The 15,267-nt window shown below is 73.0% G+C and carries 15 protein-coding genes; 8 read left to right on the top strand and 7 right to left on the bottom strand.

What is annotated here, in order from left to right; all coding sequences use genetic code 11:
* Positions 1-157 precede the first annotated feature (157 nt).
* Entirely contained in the window at positions 158-760 is a 603-nt protein-coding gene (locus OHA91_RS26690; protein WP_031153189.1) for a winged helix-turn-helix domain-containing protein, read from the top strand.
* 71 nt (positions 761-831) lie between these two features.
* On the opposite strand, the gene OHA91_RS26685 is transcribed toward OHA91_RS26690, so the two are convergent.
* Both OHA91_RS26685 and OHA91_RS26680 read right to left on the bottom strand, forming a co-directional pair.
* Positions 832-2,328 (bottom strand): PepSY-associated TM helix domain-containing protein, encoded by a 1,497-nt coding sequence (locus tag OHA91_RS26685; RefSeq protein ID WP_328740178.1) that lies wholly within the window; start codon positions 2,326-2,328, stop codon positions 832-834.
* Positions 2,329-2,414: 86 nt separating this feature from the next.
* A complete protein-coding gene (locus tag OHA91_RS26680; RefSeq protein ID WP_328740177.1) occupies positions 2,415-3,110 on the bottom strand; it encodes a hypothetical protein in 696 nt (231 codons plus the stop codon).
* A 63-nt stretch (positions 3,111-3,173) separates the two neighbouring features.
* Here OHA91_RS26680 and OHA91_RS26675 point away from each other — a divergent pair, with 63 nt between their 5' ends.
* The 3 genes from OHA91_RS26675 (at position 3,174) to OHA91_RS26665 (ending at position 6,693) form a co-directional block, all read left to right on the top strand.
* Positions 3,174-3,761, top strand: coding sequence for a rhomboid-like protein (locus OHA91_RS26675; protein WP_328740176.1), 588 nt, complete (start codon positions 3,174-3,176; stop codon positions 3,759-3,761).
* Between the two features lie 134 nt (positions 3,762-3,895).
* Positions 3,896-4,693 (top strand): tyrosine-protein phosphatase, encoded by a 798-nt coding sequence (locus OHA91_RS26670; protein WP_031153193.1) that lies wholly within the window; start codon positions 3,896-3,898, stop codon positions 4,691-4,693.
* Positions 4,694-4,752: 59 nt separating this feature from the next.
* On the top strand, positions 4,753-6,693 hold the full coding sequence (locus OHA91_RS26665) for a hypothetical protein (RefSeq protein ID WP_328740175.1): 1,941 nt from the start codon (positions 4,753-4,755) through the stop codon (positions 6,691-6,693).
* A 26-nt stretch (positions 6,694-6,719) separates the two neighbouring features.
* On the opposite strand, the gene OHA91_RS26660 is transcribed toward OHA91_RS26665, so the two are convergent.
* The 5 genes from OHA91_RS26660 to OHA91_RS26640 all read right to left on the bottom strand — a co-directional run bounded on the left by OHA91_RS26660 (position 6,720) and on the right by OHA91_RS26640 (position 10,569).
* A complete protein-coding gene (locus tag OHA91_RS26660; protein WP_328740174.1) occupies positions 6,720-7,709 on the bottom strand; it encodes a hypothetical protein in 990 nt (329 codons plus the stop codon).
* Entirely contained in the window at positions 7,709-8,653 is a 945-nt protein-coding gene (locus OHA91_RS26655; protein ID WP_328740173.1) for a hypothetical protein, read from the bottom strand. Before OHA91_RS26655 ends, OHA91_RS26660 begins: the two co-directional genes overlap by 1 nt.
* Positions 8,643-9,659: an ABC transporter ATP-binding protein gene (locus OHA91_RS26650; RefSeq protein WP_328740172.1), complete on the bottom strand. Its 1,017-nt coding sequence runs from the start codon at positions 9,657-9,659 to the stop codon at positions 8,643-8,645. Before OHA91_RS26650 ends, OHA91_RS26655 begins: the two co-directional genes overlap by 11 nt.
* Positions 9,656-10,189, bottom strand: a complete 534-nt coding sequence (locus tag OHA91_RS26645) for a septum formation family protein (RefSeq protein WP_328740171.1) — start codon at positions 10,187-10,189, stop codon at positions 9,656-9,658. The genes OHA91_RS26650 and OHA91_RS26645 overlap by 4 nt, the downstream gene beginning before the upstream one ends.
* A gap of 89 nt (positions 10,190-10,278) precedes the next feature.
* On the bottom strand, positions 10,279-10,569 hold the full coding sequence (locus tag OHA91_RS26640; RefSeq protein WP_328740170.1) for a hypothetical protein: 291 nt from the start codon (positions 10,567-10,569) through the stop codon (positions 10,279-10,281).
* Between the two features lie 466 nt (positions 10,570-11,035).
* Here OHA91_RS26640 and OHA91_RS26635 point away from each other — a divergent pair, with 466 nt between their 5' ends.
* The 4 genes from OHA91_RS26635 to OHA91_RS26620 all read left to right on the top strand — a co-directional run bounded on the left by OHA91_RS26635 (position 11,036) and on the right by OHA91_RS26620 (position 15,216).
* A complete protein-coding gene (locus tag OHA91_RS26635) occupies positions 11,036-12,439 on the top strand; it encodes a hypothetical protein (protein ID WP_209441518.1) in 1,404 nt (467 codons plus the stop codon).
* Positions 12,440-12,527: 88 nt separating this feature from the next.
* The gene (locus OHA91_RS26630; RefSeq protein ID WP_031153196.1) at positions 12,528-13,424 is read left to right on the top strand and encodes a metal-dependent hydrolase; all 897 of its coding nucleotides are present in this window, start codon (positions 12,528-12,530) and stop codon (positions 13,422-13,424) included.
* Positions 13,421-14,476, top strand: coding sequence for a PDR/VanB family oxidoreductase (locus OHA91_RS26625; RefSeq protein ID WP_266501893.1), 1,056 nt, complete (start codon positions 13,421-13,423; stop codon positions 14,474-14,476). Before OHA91_RS26630 ends, OHA91_RS26625 begins: the two co-directional genes overlap by 4 nt.
* 23 nt (positions 14,477-14,499) lie before the next feature.
* Entirely contained in the window at positions 14,500-15,216 is a 717-nt protein-coding gene (locus OHA91_RS26620; RefSeq protein WP_031153199.1) for a TetR/AcrR family transcriptional regulator, read from the top strand.
* Positions 15,217-15,267: the final 51 nt, after the last annotated feature.

The following is a 15,267-nucleotide window of genomic DNA, read 5'->3' as shown; positions in this document are numbered from 1 at the left end:
CGATCGTGAGTGTTGCCGCGCGAAGAACGCGCCGGCCCTCTAAAGCCTCCGGGACCTCTCCTCCGGGTTTCCCCGAGGCCTTCGGTCTGCGCGGTACGACATCGACGACGCACGTACGTCTCCTGCCGACCACTCCGCGTGAAAGAGCTGACCACTCATGGCGAACACCCGCTCCCTGACCTCCGCTGCGACCTCTCCTCTCACTTATCCGCCCAGTCCCCGCCACCGGCTGCGCGCCGTGGACCGGGACGAGGTGGCCCGGGTCGTGGACTTCCTCCCGCCCGGCGCCACTTGGCTGCCCGCACCCCAGCACACCCTTCCGGCTCTGCCGGGCCAGCCGCCGATGGTCGGCTACCTGGTCCTCGTACCGGCGGACCAGCAGCCTCCGACCGCCTTCGCCCCGCAGGCCGTGGCCGCCCCGGTCCAGTCGGTCCCCGGTGCCCGCACCGAGCCCGCGGCCACGGCCCCCGGCCAGGGCGACGCCCTGATCCGCATCGACTCGGCGCAGCGCACCGCCGAGGTCGACGGCCGCGTACTCGACCTGACGTACCTGGAGTTCGAGCTGCTGGCCCATCTCGTGCAGCACCCGCACCGCGTGCACAGCCGCGACCAGCTGGTCACCACGGTCTGGGGCTACGGCCACGTCGGCGACGGCCGGACCGTGGACGTCCACATCGCCCGGCTGCGGCGCAAGCTGGGCGGGTCCCACCGCGGTGCCATCCAGACGGTGCGCCGGGTGGGCTACAAGTACGCCCCCTGACCGACCCGGGAACGACGGTGGGCCCGTACTCCTTCACGGAGTACGGGCCCACCGCTTTCACCGGAGCGGCACTACGCGGCCGCGGCCGCAGCCCGGCGGCGTGCCACGAAACCGAACAGCAGGTCCACCGCGAGGAAGACGACCAGGCTGATGCCCAGCAGCGGGATGAACCAGCCCACCAGCGCGGTCACCGCGGCCAGCGGCAGCAGCACGGTCACGGGCAGCTTCCGCCAGGCTCCGCGCGGCTGCGCGCGGCCGACCGAGAGCTTGCGGTCCTTCGTCGGCCTCCGCAGCCACCACATGCGGTAGCCCCAGAAGACGAGGAACATCAGGCCGACGGCCAGCGCGGCGAGCACGATCTGGTTGACGAGCCCGAAGGTCTGGCCCATGTGCAGGTCGATGCCGAAGCGGGTCATCTTGGCGAGCACGGGGTAGTCGGCGAAGCGGAGTTCGTCCATGATCCGGGCGTCGGCGGGGTCGACGGCGACGGCGTCGAAGTGCACCGGCACCTGCTTGTCCTGCTCCTTGATGACGTACCCCTTGCCCTGGGCGGGCAGGGTCACGCGGATCGCCTCCGTGACACCGGCGTCGCGGGCGGCGGCCACCGCCCGGTCGAGGCCGACATCGGCGGTGGGGGCGGGCGGGGGCATCTGCGTACCCTCGGGCATGGTGTGGCCCGCGTGCTCGTCGGCGCCGCCGGCGTCCGTACCGGGGTTCAGCTTCGCCGAGACGGCCGGGGTGGCCCCGCCGAGGCCGTCCTGGAGCTGCCCGATGTTCTCACCGGCGTACTTCGACCAGGTCAGGCCGGTGGCGGAGAGCACGACGAGTCCGGCGACGGACCACAGGCCGACGACTCCGTGCCACGACAGGGTCCGGCGCCGACCGGTGGCCCCCCGGTCCGGGAGGACGAGCTGCGCCTTGCGCTTGCGACGGCGGCCGATCCACAGGGCGAGGCCGCCGAGCGCGACCACCCACATCCAGCTGGCGGCCATCTCGCTGTAGTTGCGGCCGAACTCCCCGAGCTGGAGGTTGGAGTGGAAGGTGCTCAGCCAGGCCCGCAGCGGCAGCGCGTCGCCGACGGTGGTGAGCTGCCCGCGCACCTCGGCGGTGTACGGGTCGACGAACACGGTGAGGGTCTCGCCCTCCGCGAGGCCCGACCTCTCCATGATCACCCGGGTGGTGGCCTCGGCGTCGGGGCCCGGCCACACGGACACGACCTCGCCCTCGGGTGCGGCACCCTTGGCCGCCTCGACCTGGGCGCTGAGCGGCAGGGCTCCGTCGCCGACGCGGGCGACGGTCAGCTCGTCGGCGTAGACGATCTTCTCGGCCTGCCAGGAGGCGGCGTACAGCAGCCCGGTGGCGGCGGCGAGGAACAGCAGCGGGGCGATGAGGAGGCCCGCGTAGAAGTGCATGCGCAGGAGCAGCGGGCGTACGGCGGCCCAGCCGCCGCTGCGGCTCTTGGAGGTGGCGGGCGGGTCGGAGTCCGGGGTGGCATCCGCAGTGGCGTCCGGAGTGGCGTCCGGAGTGGCGTCCGGGGTGCGGACGTCCTGAACCTCTTCAAGGGACATGTGGGTCCTAGGTGTTGGCGAAGGCATGGGGACGGCGGCCCCAGGTCTCGCCTCCCCTCGCACGGGTGCCGTGGAGGTGCGCCGGATCAGGCGCGGGCAGGACGGCCGGGGGCCGTGGAGCGGTGGGCACTGGCGCTCCGGGGCGGCCCTCGGCGCACCACGGCGTGGGCGTGGACCGCTCCGCGCAGCCGGCGCGGCCGCCGGTACGGGGCGCGGAAGACGGGCGGGGCCGGTACGGCGGCGACCCGGGCCCGCACCAGGTCGAGTGCGCGGGCGAGCGGCCGGGCGGCGTGGAGCGCGGCGGCGCCCAGGACGCGGGCCACCCGGAAGACGGCGGCCTCGCCGCGCGCCAGCCAGGCGGCGCAGACCAGCCCGGCGAGCGCGTGCGCGGCGATCATCCCGGCGCCGCCGTGGGAGGCCGTGCCGGCCATGTCCGCCACGGTCGCCATGTCGGCCGCGCCGGCGGCCTCGGCGGCGGGCACGTGGTGGTGCCCCCGCATCGCGGCGGGCCCGGAGGCGGACTCGGCCGCCTGACTGCCGGAGAAGACGAGGTGCAGCACGCCCTGTACGGCGAGCACCGCGGCGGTGATGCCCACGGGTCCGCGCCGTCGTCCGGCGAGGAGCCACGCGAGGACGGCGGTCACCGCGAAAGCACTCAGAAGACCAAGAAAGGGAACATCCATGCCGGACATGTACGAATGCCCCACCGCGCCCAGCACGACGCACATCGCCGCGAATATTGCGGCTCGCGTGGCGCGCAGTGGCGCGAAGGATTCGAACATGGCCGGGACATGTTCGCACGATGCCCCTTGGTTTCCGCCAGGGGCTTATCCGATCATGAGCAGGTGAATCCAATTCCATGGGGAGCGGTGTACGCCGGCGGGGTCCAGCTCGGGGCGTACGCGCTGGAGCGCACCGGACCGGCCGATCGGGAGCGGCTGCTCCGGGGCTGCTCGACGAATGTCGACAACCTAGCCGCCGGGCGCTGGGAGACCCTGCTGAGCAGCGCTCTCGTCGTCGAGGAACCGATGCCCCTGCCGTACGCGCTGCTGCTGGTCGCGGTGCTCGGCTACGCCGAATACGCGTACGGGGCCTGGTGGACGGCCGCGGTGTTCCTGTTCGGGCACGCCTCGGCGACCCTCCTGGTGTACGGCGCGCTGCGCAGGACGACCGATTCCGCAACCCGCCGCGCCATGGACGTGGGGACGAGCTACGGGTTCAACGCCGTCCTCGGCACGCTGACCTCCGCCCTGCCGCGCGGGCCCGTCCGCACGGCCGCCCGGGTCGGCCTGCTGGCGCTCGCGACGGCGCCCGTACTGAAGCGCGGCCGGACCTTCACCGACGCCGGGCACCTCGCGGCGCTCGGGATCGGCATGGGCGTCTCGCTGGCCCTCGATTGCCTTTCTGGCGCAAACCGTCAGAAAATTACCTGAATCGCCCCACGATCGCATGACCGGATGACGGCATGACCGGATGACCGCATGACCGCATGACGGCATGACCGGATCACCGGATCAACAGACCGCCGCACGACACGAGTGACTCGAACACCGCTGGAGCCGCCACGATGACCGCCACCCCCTCCACCACCGTCGCCAACCTCCGCGACCTCGGAGGCACCCCGCTCTCCGGCGGCCGCACCGTCCGCCCCGGCCTGGTCCTGCGCTCCGGCCAGCTCGACCGGCTCGACCTCGACGCCGACCCGGTGGTGGCGGCGTTGGGCGTGCGTACGGTCATCGACCTCCGCACCGACGCGGAGCGCGCCGACCACCCCGACCGCATACCGGCCGGGGCCCGGCTCCTGGTCGCCGACGTCCTCGCGGACAAGCTGCGGGAGGCCGGCAAGAAGCCCGCCGCCGCGCAGCTCAAGGACCTGCTCTCCGACCCGGCGGTGGCCGAGGAGCACCTGGGCGGCGGCAAGGCGCAGGCCCTGTTCGCCGACACCTACCGGTCCTTCGTGCACTCCGGTTCCGCGCAGGCCGCGTACCGCATGCTGCTGACCGAGGCCGCCGACCCGCAGGCGGGCCCGCTGCTGTTCCACTGCACGGCCGGCAAGGACCGCACCGGCTGGGGTGCGACCGTCGTCCTGGCGCTGCTCGGCGCGGACGACGACACTCTGATGGCCGAATACCTGTCCGTGAACCCGGCGGTCAAGCAGGCCTTCGCCCCGATGATCGAGGGCTTCACGGCGGCCGGCGGCAACCCGGACATCGCGCTCGCGCTGATCGGGGTCTTCCCCTCCTACCTGGAGGCCGCCCTCGACGAGGTCGAGACGCGCTACGGCTCCATGGAGAAGTACGTGCGCGAGGGCCTCGGCGTCGCGGACGAAACGGTCGAGGCGCTCCGCGCCCGTCTCGTGGGCTGAGTCCCCGCCCGGGGGACGCGGACGGGTGACCATCCGACGATTCGCTCGTTCTGCTGAACGTGACTGCGCCGGATACCGCCACCCGCCCCCAGCCTCCCGTGGCCCCCGTGCCGCCCGACGTCGAGCAGGCCGAGGCCGCCATCGTCGAGCACTACCCGCGGCTGGTGCGGCTCGCCTATCTGGTGCTGCCCCCCGCCCTCGGCCGCAACCGGCGGGTGCTCACCGCCCACTCGCTGGTCCAGCGGGCGCTGCCGCGCGGGCGGCGGGACGCGGCGGCGGGCGTCGCCGCCGTGCAGGGCGGGGTCCCGGGGCAGCGGGGCGGCCCGGACGACTCCGGGTACGCGTACGTCCGGCTGCGGGTGCTCCGCGCGGCGCTGGAGGCGGGGCTCCCGCTGACGTTCCGGGCGCTGCCCCGGCGCGCGCAGCTCCCGCCGGCGCTGCCCCAGGTGTGGGGCCTGCGGCTGTTCCCCCGCTCGGGCGGGGCCGAGGAGCTCGCCCTCGACCAGTGGCTGGCCACCCTGGACGGTCCCGGCCGGGCCGCCTGCGTACTGCGCGCCCTGGAGCGGCTGCCCGAGCCGGAGGTGCTCCGGGTCCTCGACGAGGCCGGCGTCCCGGACCCGGCCGCCGCGGCCCGGGAGTCCGGTGATCCGGCGAACGACGCGCTGTTCGCCTCCCCCGAGTTCGACCCGTGCGTGCTCCAGGCCCGGCCCACCGACCTGCTGCGGCGCCGGCGCCTGACGCGGGCCGCGCTGGCCGCCGGGGCCGCCCTCGCCGTGTGCGGGGCGCTGCTCGCGCTGCCCGGCGGGGGCTGGGGCTCGGACGGGGCCGCCGCGCCGCCCTACGCGCGCAACGCCGTGGCCGAACAGGCCCTGGATCCGGCCAAGCTGGTCCGGGTCGCGCCCGCGCTCTGGCACACGTCCTCCCGTACGGACTTCTCCACCTGGCCGGCCCGCGGGGACCGCGCGGACGACACGGCTCTGCTGCGCCGGGCGCTGGCCGTCTGGGCGCGGCCCGGCTCGTCCGTGGTCGTCTCGGCCACCCCGGGGACCCCGTCCGGGCCGCCGATGGGACCGGCGCAGCTGCTGTTCGCGGGCGCCGTCGACCAGGCCGTGGTGGTCCTGCTGTACGACGGCCTGCGCGTGGTCCGCTACGCCGAACCGCGCTCCGGTTCCGCGGGCGCGGCCCTGGACTTCGCCCGGACCGACGGCGCCTCGGCGGACACCGCGACCGCGCTGGTCGTCAGCCGGGTGGACGGCAACGTCCGCTACCTGGTGGCGCCCTGGGTGACGGGGGTGGCCCTTCGGGACCTGCTCAAGCCCGGCGGCCCGCCGGCGGTGCTGAAGACGACGCAGGACGGGGTCACCCCGCCGGTGCCCGGACCGGCTCCCACGGGCGACTGCACCAGCTGGAACGCCCTGTCCCTGACCGGGGACGGCGCCACCCGGCTGATCACCGACCTGGGCGAGCTGACCCCGGCCCGGCTCACCTCGGGGGCGCCGGGTGCCGAGCGGAACGTGACGGAGGCAGCGGAGCTCGCGGACTGGTCGAGGATCGCCTGCCTGCTGCCCTCGGTGCGCTCGCACGGGGTCCGTACGGTCAACTCCTGGACGTACGCGAAGCAGCCGCTGCCGGAGGGCGACGGGACGGCGACCTGGCTGTGCACGCGGGCCGAGACGTGGCAGGGCGCGGCGGACCGCGTGCAGGCCCAGTTCCTGGCGCCGGGCTCGGCCGCGGCGGCCCAGGCGGCGGCCGCGGAAGGGGCCGCGGCGTGCGGGCCCCGGGAGCCGCGGGTGCTGGCGGGCGTGCTGTGGAAGTCGCGGGCGGGCCAGTGGTACGTCCTGGCCGCGGGCAGCGCGCAGTTCGCCTCGCTGTCGGTCTCGGGCGGCGGGGTGAACGGCTCGGCGAACGGCAACCGGCTGGCGGTCAAGGCCCCGGCCGGCGCCCAGGTCGACCTGACGGGCCGCCTGACGGACGGGACCAAGGCGGGCGTACTGCGCTGACGGCGGGGCCGGTGTCCCGAACGGCCTCAGCCGATGTCCGTGCGGGTGAACCTCCACAGGGCGGCCGCGGCCACGGGCAGGAGGTAGAGCCCCAGCGCCAGGAAGGCATGGGTCGCGGGGGTCCCTTCCCGCATCGCTGCGCAGGCGATCTCGCCGACGCACTCGGTCTTGTCGCTCAGCATCAGGAGGCGCTCGTTGAGGACGGCGAAGGTGATGCCGGAGAAGTGGTATTCCGTCAGTGAGGGCACGTAGTCCCGTACGAGCCGTTCGGCCAGGACGAGGTAGGCCAGCGCGATCCCGAATGCCACGGTCAGGCTGCGGGTCAGCATGGCCAGGCAGTAGCCCAGCAGGGCCACCAGTGCGACGAAGGCCGCACCTCTCAGCACGATGACGACCAATGCGGTCCAGAAGTGTGCGTCGGCGTCGGCGGTGGTGCCCCTCAGGTGGGCTGTCACCAGGAGCAGCGGCACGAGGACGGCCGAGGTGGCCAGAGCGGTCACCCCTGCGACGGCGGCGACGAGAACACCACGGGTGACGAACAGGCGGGCCCGGCGGGGCTCGGCGGCGACCAGGTTGAGGATGACGCGGGAGGACCAGTCCGTGCCTCCGCTCACGAGGCCGAAGGCCAGGGCCGCCACCGCAACGCCTGACAGCACGGTCCGCAGGTCCACGAACGATGCTTTGGTCAGCTGGTAGCGCGGGTCGTCGAAGAAGTACTGCGCCGACAGCGGCCCACCGGTGCCCGGCCGTCGGGCGGCCTCCGCGGTGTACTGCCGGTAGGCCGCCTCCGCCTCGCGCCACGCGGTGGCCATGTCGGTGTCGTGGCCGAGGTACGCGGCGAGAGCGAACGCGCCGAGGAGGAGCGGCAGCGCGTACAGGGCCCAGCGCACCGGTTTGGGGCTGAGGATCCGGCGCAGCTCCGAGCGGACGAGCCGGCGCAGGGGTCGGGGCCCCGATCGGTCCGCGTGGGGCCCGGTGGCCGGGCGCCCGGCCGGGGGTAGGGCTGCCGTCGTCATCAGGTGATGTCCGTTCGGGTGAAGCGCCACAGGGCCATCAGCAGCACCGGTACGAGATAGATCAGTACGCCCAGGAACCCGTCCGCGGCGGTGAGGTCGACATGGACCGCCTCGCAGCCGGGTCCCGCGATGCAGTCGGACTCGGCCAGGGGGACCACGGGTTTCTCGTTGAGCACGGCGAAGACCAGCCCGTCCATGGCGTACTCGGCGCCTCGCGGCCCGCGGCCGGCGAAGATCTGGTCCGCACCGGCCAGGTAGAGGAACCCGATGGCCAGCGCGACGGACGCTTTGCGCGTCAGCATGGCCAGGCCGTAGCCGAGCAGGCAGAGCAGTCCCACGAGGAGCACCCCCCGCGCGTACTGGCTGGCCAGGGCCGCCCAGTAGACGCCGTCGAGGCCCGTCGTGCTGCCCCGGGTGAGTGCGGCGAGCAGGAGCAGGGGCACGAGGAGCAGCCCGGCGGCCGCGGTGACGGCCATCGACAGGCCGGCGACGAGCAGGGCCCGGGTGGCGAAGAGCCGGAATCGGCGGGGCTCGGCCGCCGCGAGGGTGAGCATGACGCGCGAGGACCAGTCGGCGCCTCCGGCGACCATGCCGAAGACCACGGCGGCGGCGGCCAGGGCGGTGACGACGGTGCGCAGGTCGCCGAAGGACATGGTGTCCATGAGGTACCGCGGGTCCTGGAAGTAGTTCCTCGCGCTGAGGCCGGACCCGACGGGCAGTCCATAGGTCTGGGCGTCGGCGAGGAAGGTGGCGTACCGCTCTTCGGCGGTGCGCCATGCGGTCGCGGTGTCACGGTCGTGGAGCAGCAGTTTGGACAGCCCGAACGCGAGGACGGCCAAAGGCAGGGCGATCCCCGCGTGCCGCATGGCGCGCGGCGCCCTCAGCCGCATCAGTTCGGCCCGGGCCAGCCGGCCCCAGGGCAGGGGTGCGCCGTCAGTCGCCATGCCGCGTCTCCCGGCCCGTCGTGGCGGCATCCGCCGCGCGGACGGCGGCGACGTAGATGTCCTCAAGGGACGCCGACTCCACGATCAGCTCGCGCGGGTAGACGGCCCGGTCGGTGAGCAGCCGGAGTACGTCCGAGCCGTCGGAGGGGGTCGGACGGCCGGGGGACGGCTCGACCTGGAGCTCGGCGCCGGTGGTGCCGACGGCGGCAACGGCCTCGTACCCGTGCTCGGCCAGGACGGACTGCGCCGTCGCGGCATCGTGGACCCGTACGACCAGGCGTGAGGTGCCCCGGCCGAGGAGTTCCGGAACGCTCGCGTCGCAGATGACGCGGCCGTTGCGGACGATCGTGACCCAGTCGCTGACGAGTTCCACCTCGGCCAGGATGTGCGAGGAGACGACGACGGTCATGCCGCGCTCGTCCCTGAGCCGCTTCAGCAGTTCGCGCATGTGCCGGACGGCTTCCGGATCCAGGCCGTTCATCGGCTCGTCCAGGACCAGGAGGTCGGGCTGGGAGATGAGCGCGGCCGCGACCCCGAGCCGTTGCTTCATGCCGAGGGAGTACCCGGAATACGAGCGCCTGGCGGCCCTGTCCAGGCCGACGAGGTCGAGCACGTCCGCGACCTCGTCGCGGCCGGCGCCGTGCAGTTCGGCGAGAAGGCGCAGGTTGTGTTCGCCGGTGAGCGAGCCGGTGAAGGCCGGCCCCTCGATCAGGGCCCCCATCCGGCGGGCGACGAAACGCTGTTCGGCCGGAAGCTCCCGGCCGAAGGCGGTGATCGTTCCCCGGTCGGGGCGGACGAGGCCCAGGAGCGCCTTGAGCGCCGTGGTCTTGCCCGATCCGTTGGGCCCCAGCAGCCCGACGACGGCTCCCTTCGGGATGGACATGGAGAACCCGTCGAGCGCGGTCTGCCGCCGCCCGCGCGAGGTCCGGAACGACTTGAAGACCTGGTCGAAGCGGACGAGGACCTCGGGCGCCTCTCCCCCGTTCACGGTCGCGGTCGTGCTCACCTCTGGCCGCCGGCCTCGGCGACGGTGCCGGTCCTGGGGGTGGCGTAGGCGATTCCGCAGTGCCCGAGCCGGTTGCCCGCGTCCCAGGACTTCTTGTTCATGGGGGCCAGGTAGAGGCTGATGAGGGCGCCGCGCTGGGATCCGATCACCGGCGCGAGTTGCGGCTCGCAGGCGGTACGCATCCGGTCCATCACGCCCCGGTCGCCCGGGAATTCCGCACCCTCGGCGTCCGGCAGCGTCACCTGGGAGACGACCTCGAAGAAGTGGGGGGTCCCGCAGTCCACGGTGCCGACGGTCTGGTCCGACTGGACGTCTCCCCGGTGGTTGGAACACATACCGGCCTTGAGGTCCTTGAAGGCGACCGGAGTGCCCTGCGGCAGGTTCTTGAAGGGGTCCGCCGGCGGCGGGCCGGACGGCTGCCCGGTGGCCGGAGCGGAATCTGCGGACTTGTCCTCGGTGGTGGCACAGCCTGCGAGCGTCAGCACGCCGAGGGCCGCCGTCGCCAGTAAGAGGGTGGGGGAACGACGCATACTTGCTCGCCTCCGGTAGCGCGGGAACCCGCCGCTCCCTGCGGGAATTACTTCTGCACAGGGAACAGCGGGTCGGTCAACGAACTGAATCAGCAGGCGCGCGTACCGAAGTAGGTGTCTGCCGTGTCGCCATCATCGCCGCCGTTGTTGTCGGCGTACCAGTCCACCAGACCGTTGGCGTAGGCGCCCACGTAGTGGTTTCCGGTGCGGTGGCTGTGACCGGAGGCCCAACTGCCAGGCTCAGCACCGGGGTTGCCATTGATGTAGACCGAACCCCAGTCGCAGCGGGTGTCGGCCTGGGCCACCGTGGCACCTCCGCCGACCATCACGAGTCCGCCCAGCACCGCGGCGGCGGCACCCATGGCACCGATGCGTCGCATGTTCTTCACGATCTTCCCCCTCATCGAGTCGTGTTGCGTTGGTGATTTGCTTGATCAGCCTTCATGACCGCACTCGAGAAGGTCAACAACGTTCAAAGGGCTGACCTGAAGTCGGTCACGACGAATCCCGCGCAGCACCTCATCCGCCGCAGGCCATCCACGCTCGCTCTGCGTCACAGAGCCTCCGTCCACACAGATGAAGCGCGCATGCACATACCTGGCGGTCACCACGCTCGGTGAAACGATCCAAAAGAGCGAGTAAACATTCCGCTAAGCACCTGCGCCAAGTTGGCGAGAAGCTGCCGCAAGGGTCGCCCGACAGGCGGTCAAAAGTTCAACCTCCTTGCCTGGTCGAGGAGTTGGCGAGATCCGGACATGACGGCCGTAGTGCGCACATGGCATGATCGGATTCCGGTTACCGATCGGTAATCCCCCACACCCCTCACCCGCTTGAAGGTCACACCACGTGCGCATGCTCGCCCGACGACTCCTGCTCCCCGGCCTGACCGCCCTCAGCCTCGCGGCCACCGGCTGCGGATCGAGCTCCCACACCGGCGCCGCCGAACCGGCCGCCCCCGCCCCCCTCACACCGTCCGCCGACAGCGGCTCGCAGCAGCTGGACGTGGCTGCCGCGCCCCAGGGCGAGCCCACCCCGGCGGCCGTCGCCCGGGGCGGCTCGAAGGGCAGGACCGAGAAGTCCACGCTGAAGGTCGCCTCGTACGACGCCGCGACCGGACGGGCCGTCATAGCCAAGGCCCCGCCCAAGGGCCCCTCCCAGGCACCCTCGCCGGACAAGTCGCCCGAGGCCGACAAGCCCGTCGCGGCGGGCGACGTCATAGCCAGCGCCCCGGCGCCCGGCGCCCCGAACGGCCTGCTCGCCAAGGTCACCGAGGTCGTCGGCAAGACCGACCGCGGCACCGAGGTCAAGACCGCCTCCACGACGCTGGCCGCCGTCCTCAACGACGACAAGGCCGACGGCAAGGTCCCCGTCGACCCCTCGACGGTCGTCGTCGAGCCCCTGATGAAGGGCGTCACCTTCTCCTGGGCCAAGGGCGACGGCCTGAAGTTCGGCCCCGAGGGCGCCAAGCTGCCGCTCGGGAACCTCCGGCTCGACGTGAACGCCTCCGTCGACACCGCCCCGGACGCGCCCGCCTCGGCCGGCGCCTCCGTCTCCGGCTTCGTCCAGCTCGCCCCGCAGGTCGAGTTCCAGTACGACGGCACCCAGGGCGGCGGCGCCGGTCCGCGCGGCGCCTTCCTCGGGATGAGCGGCGACTGGTCCTCGCAGTGGAAGCTCCAGGGCCGCGCCGCCGCGAGCACCGGGGCACCCAAGCGGATCCCCTTCGCCAAGCTGCACAGCTCCCCGGTCATCCAGGTCGGCCCGGTTCCGGTCGTCGTCAACCTCGGCCTGACCTGCTACATCCAGGTGGAGGCCGACGGCAAGGTCACCCTCGACGTCCAGCAGGACGTCAAGGGCGACTTCAAGGTCGGCGGCAGCTACGCCTTCGGCAAGGGCTGGACCCCGGTCAGCGCGTCGAACGTGAAGAGCACCCCGGTCCAGGCGACCGTCACCGCCGCCGGGAAGGTCAAGGGCGCACTCGGCGCCGAGGCGTCCGTCGGCCTCTACGGCGCCGTCGGCGTCACCGGCGACTTCGCCCCGTACCTGCGCGGCGAGGCCGACGTCAAGGCGACCGCGTCCAGCGACGGCAAGGCCTCCGTCAACGGCGCCTGGGCGCTGTACGGCGGGTTCGACCTGAGCGGGCAGCTCCAGCTCCAGCTGTCCCTGTTCGGCACCCCCGCCTTCGAGCGCAAGATCCCGCTCGGCGCCCTGAACCGCGAATGGGCGCTCGCGAGCGGCAGCACCGGCCGCTGACCGCCCCGGACGACGCCACATCGCGACGGGCGCGAGAAGTCGGCGCAAGGGTCTTCTCACTCCCTGTACCCATCAGTACATTGACGCCATGTCTAATACGCCGCTCGCGCCCGCCCCCGTGGCGTCGGAACACGTGGACCTCAGGCCCCGGAACGTGTCCTTCGGCTGGGAGGACACCCCGCTCCACTGGCTGCCCGGCGAACCCTTCGCCGGCCACATGATCAATGTGCTGCACCTGCTGCTGCCCGCCGGTGAGCGGTGGTTCGTGCACGTCTACAAGCAGGCGCTGCCGTACATCGAGGACGAGCGTCTGCGGGAGGACGTCGTCGGCTTCATCGGCCAGGAGGCCATGCACGCCGCCGCCCACGACGACGTCCTCCCCCACCTGAAGCGCCTGGGTCTCGACCCGACCCCCTACACCGCCCAGGTGGACTGGCTGTTCGAGAAACTGCTCGGCGACCGCACCCTGCCGCCGGGCCGGGCCCGGCACTGGTGGCTGATGGAGCGGGTCGCGATGATCGCGGCGATCGAGCACTACACGGCGTTCCTGGGCGACTGGGTGCTGGGCGCCGACGAACTCGACCGGCGCGGCGCCGACCCGACCATGCTGGACCTGCTGCGCTGGCACGGCGCGGAGGAGGTCGAGCACCGCTCGGTCGCCTTCGACCTCTTCATGCACGTCGACGGCGGCTACCGCCGCCGGGCCCGGACGTGGGCGACCGCCTTCACCGCCCTGGTCTTCCTGTGGCAGCGCGGTGTCCGCTTCTTCATGGAGAACGACCCCCATCTCGTGGACGGCAAGGCCTCCTTCGGGCAGTTCTTCATGGCCGGGCAGCAGGGGGTGCTCCCCTCGACGGGCTCCATGCTGAAGTCCATACCGAAGTACCTCTCCCGTACGTACCACCCCTCGCAGGAGGGCTCGACGGCCCGGGCGGTGGCCTACCTGGCCTCCTCCCCCGGCGCGGGCGGCGGGGTGCGGGCATGAGGCGCGCCCTCGCCGTCACGACGGCCACGGCGGTCGCGGGTGCGGCCTGGGCGGCCCGCCGGGCCCTGAACCGCCGCATCGGCGACTCCCCGCTGTGGCCCCTGCCGGCCCTGGAGGTGCCGGTCTCGGGCCACTCCCCGCGCCGCGCACTGCGCGCGCTGATCGTCTCCCGTACGCAGCCGGCGCAGGACGTGCTGGAACTGACCCTGGAATCCCCCGAGCTGCCCGCCTGGACACCCGGCGCGCACGTGGACGTCACCCTGCCCTCGGGCCTGGTCCGCCAGTACTCGCTGTGCGGCGACCCGGCGGACGCGGGCCGCTACCGGATCGCGATCCGGCTGGTCGAGGACGGCCGCGGCGGCTCCCGGGAGGCGCACGCTCAGCTCGTCGAGGGCGCGGAGCTGGAACTGCGGCCCCCGCGCAACCGCTTCGAGCTGCTGCCGGCCCCGTCGTACGCGTTCGTCGCGGGCGGCATCGGCATCACCCCCATCCTGCCGATGCTCCGCGCCGCCACCGGGGCGGGCGCCGACTGGACCCTCCTGTACGGAGGCCGCTCCCTCGACTCGATGCCCTTCCTGGACGACCTCGCGGCCTACGGGGACCGGGTCACGGTCCACCCCGAGGACGAGGTGGGCCTGCCCGACCTGGCCCCGCTCGCCGAGGCGGCGCCCGGCACCCTGGTCTACTGCTGCGGCCCGGAGCCCCTGATGCAGGCCGTGACGGCGGCGGCCAAGGACCCGGCGGCCGTGCACCTGGAGCGCTTCGCGCCCTCGGCGGCGCCCGGTCCGGCGCGGGCCTTCACCGTCGAACTGCGCCGCTCGGGACGGGTCGTCGAGGTCGGCCCGCAGGAGAGCACGCTCGCCGCGGTGCGCCGGGAGCTGCCGGACACCCCGTACTCGTGCGAGCAGGGATTCTGCGGGACCTGCCAACACCGGGTCCTCGCGGGCGAGGTGGACCACCGCGACGACCTGCTCACGGACCAGGAGCGCGGGGAGTCGATGCTGCTGTGCGTCTCGCGCGCGAAGGGGGACCGCCTCGCCCTGGACCTGTGAACGCTCCCCAGTAGGGTGTCCGCATGACGACCGGAGTACGGCGCAGGATGGGTGTCGAGGAGCGGCGGCAACAGCTGATCGGGGTTGCCCTGGAGCTGTTCAGCCACCGGTCCCCCGACGACGTGTCGATCGACGAGATCGCGGCGGCCGCGGGGATATCCCGGCCGCTGGTCTACCACTACTTCCCCGGCAAGCTCAGCCTGTACGAGGCGGCGCTGCGGCGGGCCGCCGACGAGCTGGCGCTGCGGTTCGTGGAGCCGCACGAAGGGCCGCTCGGGGCGCGCCTGCTGCGGGTGATGGGGCGGTTCTTCGCCTTCGTCGAGGACCACGGGCCGGGCTTCTCGGCTCTGATGCGGGGCGGTCCGGCGGCCGGTAGCAGCCGCGCCAACGCGATGATCGACGAGGTCCGGCAGGCGGCGTACGAGCAGATCCTCACGCACCTGGGGATCGGGCTCGACGAGGTGCCGGCCCGGCTGGAGCTGGTGGTGCGCTCCTGGGTCTCGCTCGCCGAGTCCACCGCGCTGATCTGGCTGGACGGGCGCAGGATCCCGCGGGGCGAGCTGGAGCTGCAGCTGGTGCACGACTTCGCGGCGCTGGCCGCGGTGAGCGCCGCGTACGACGCGGAGATGGCGGGGATCCTCGTCCGGATCCTGGCCGGCGAGCCCGCCGACGGGCCCTTCGGGGACCTGGTCGGGCGGCTGGTCGGGCTCGTTCCGGGCGACGCGGCCCCCGCTTTGTGACAGGGCGCGCAAACCGCGCCCTCCCATGATCACAACCGGCGGCGATCCCCG

The organism is Streptomyces erythrochromogenes, from assembly GCF_036170895.1.
In the GTDB taxonomy this organism is placed as follows: domain Bacteria; phylum Actinomycetota; class Actinomycetes; order Streptomycetales; family Streptomycetaceae; genus Streptomyces; species Streptomyces erythrochromogenes.
This window is presented reverse-complemented; position numbering and strand designations above follow the sequence as displayed.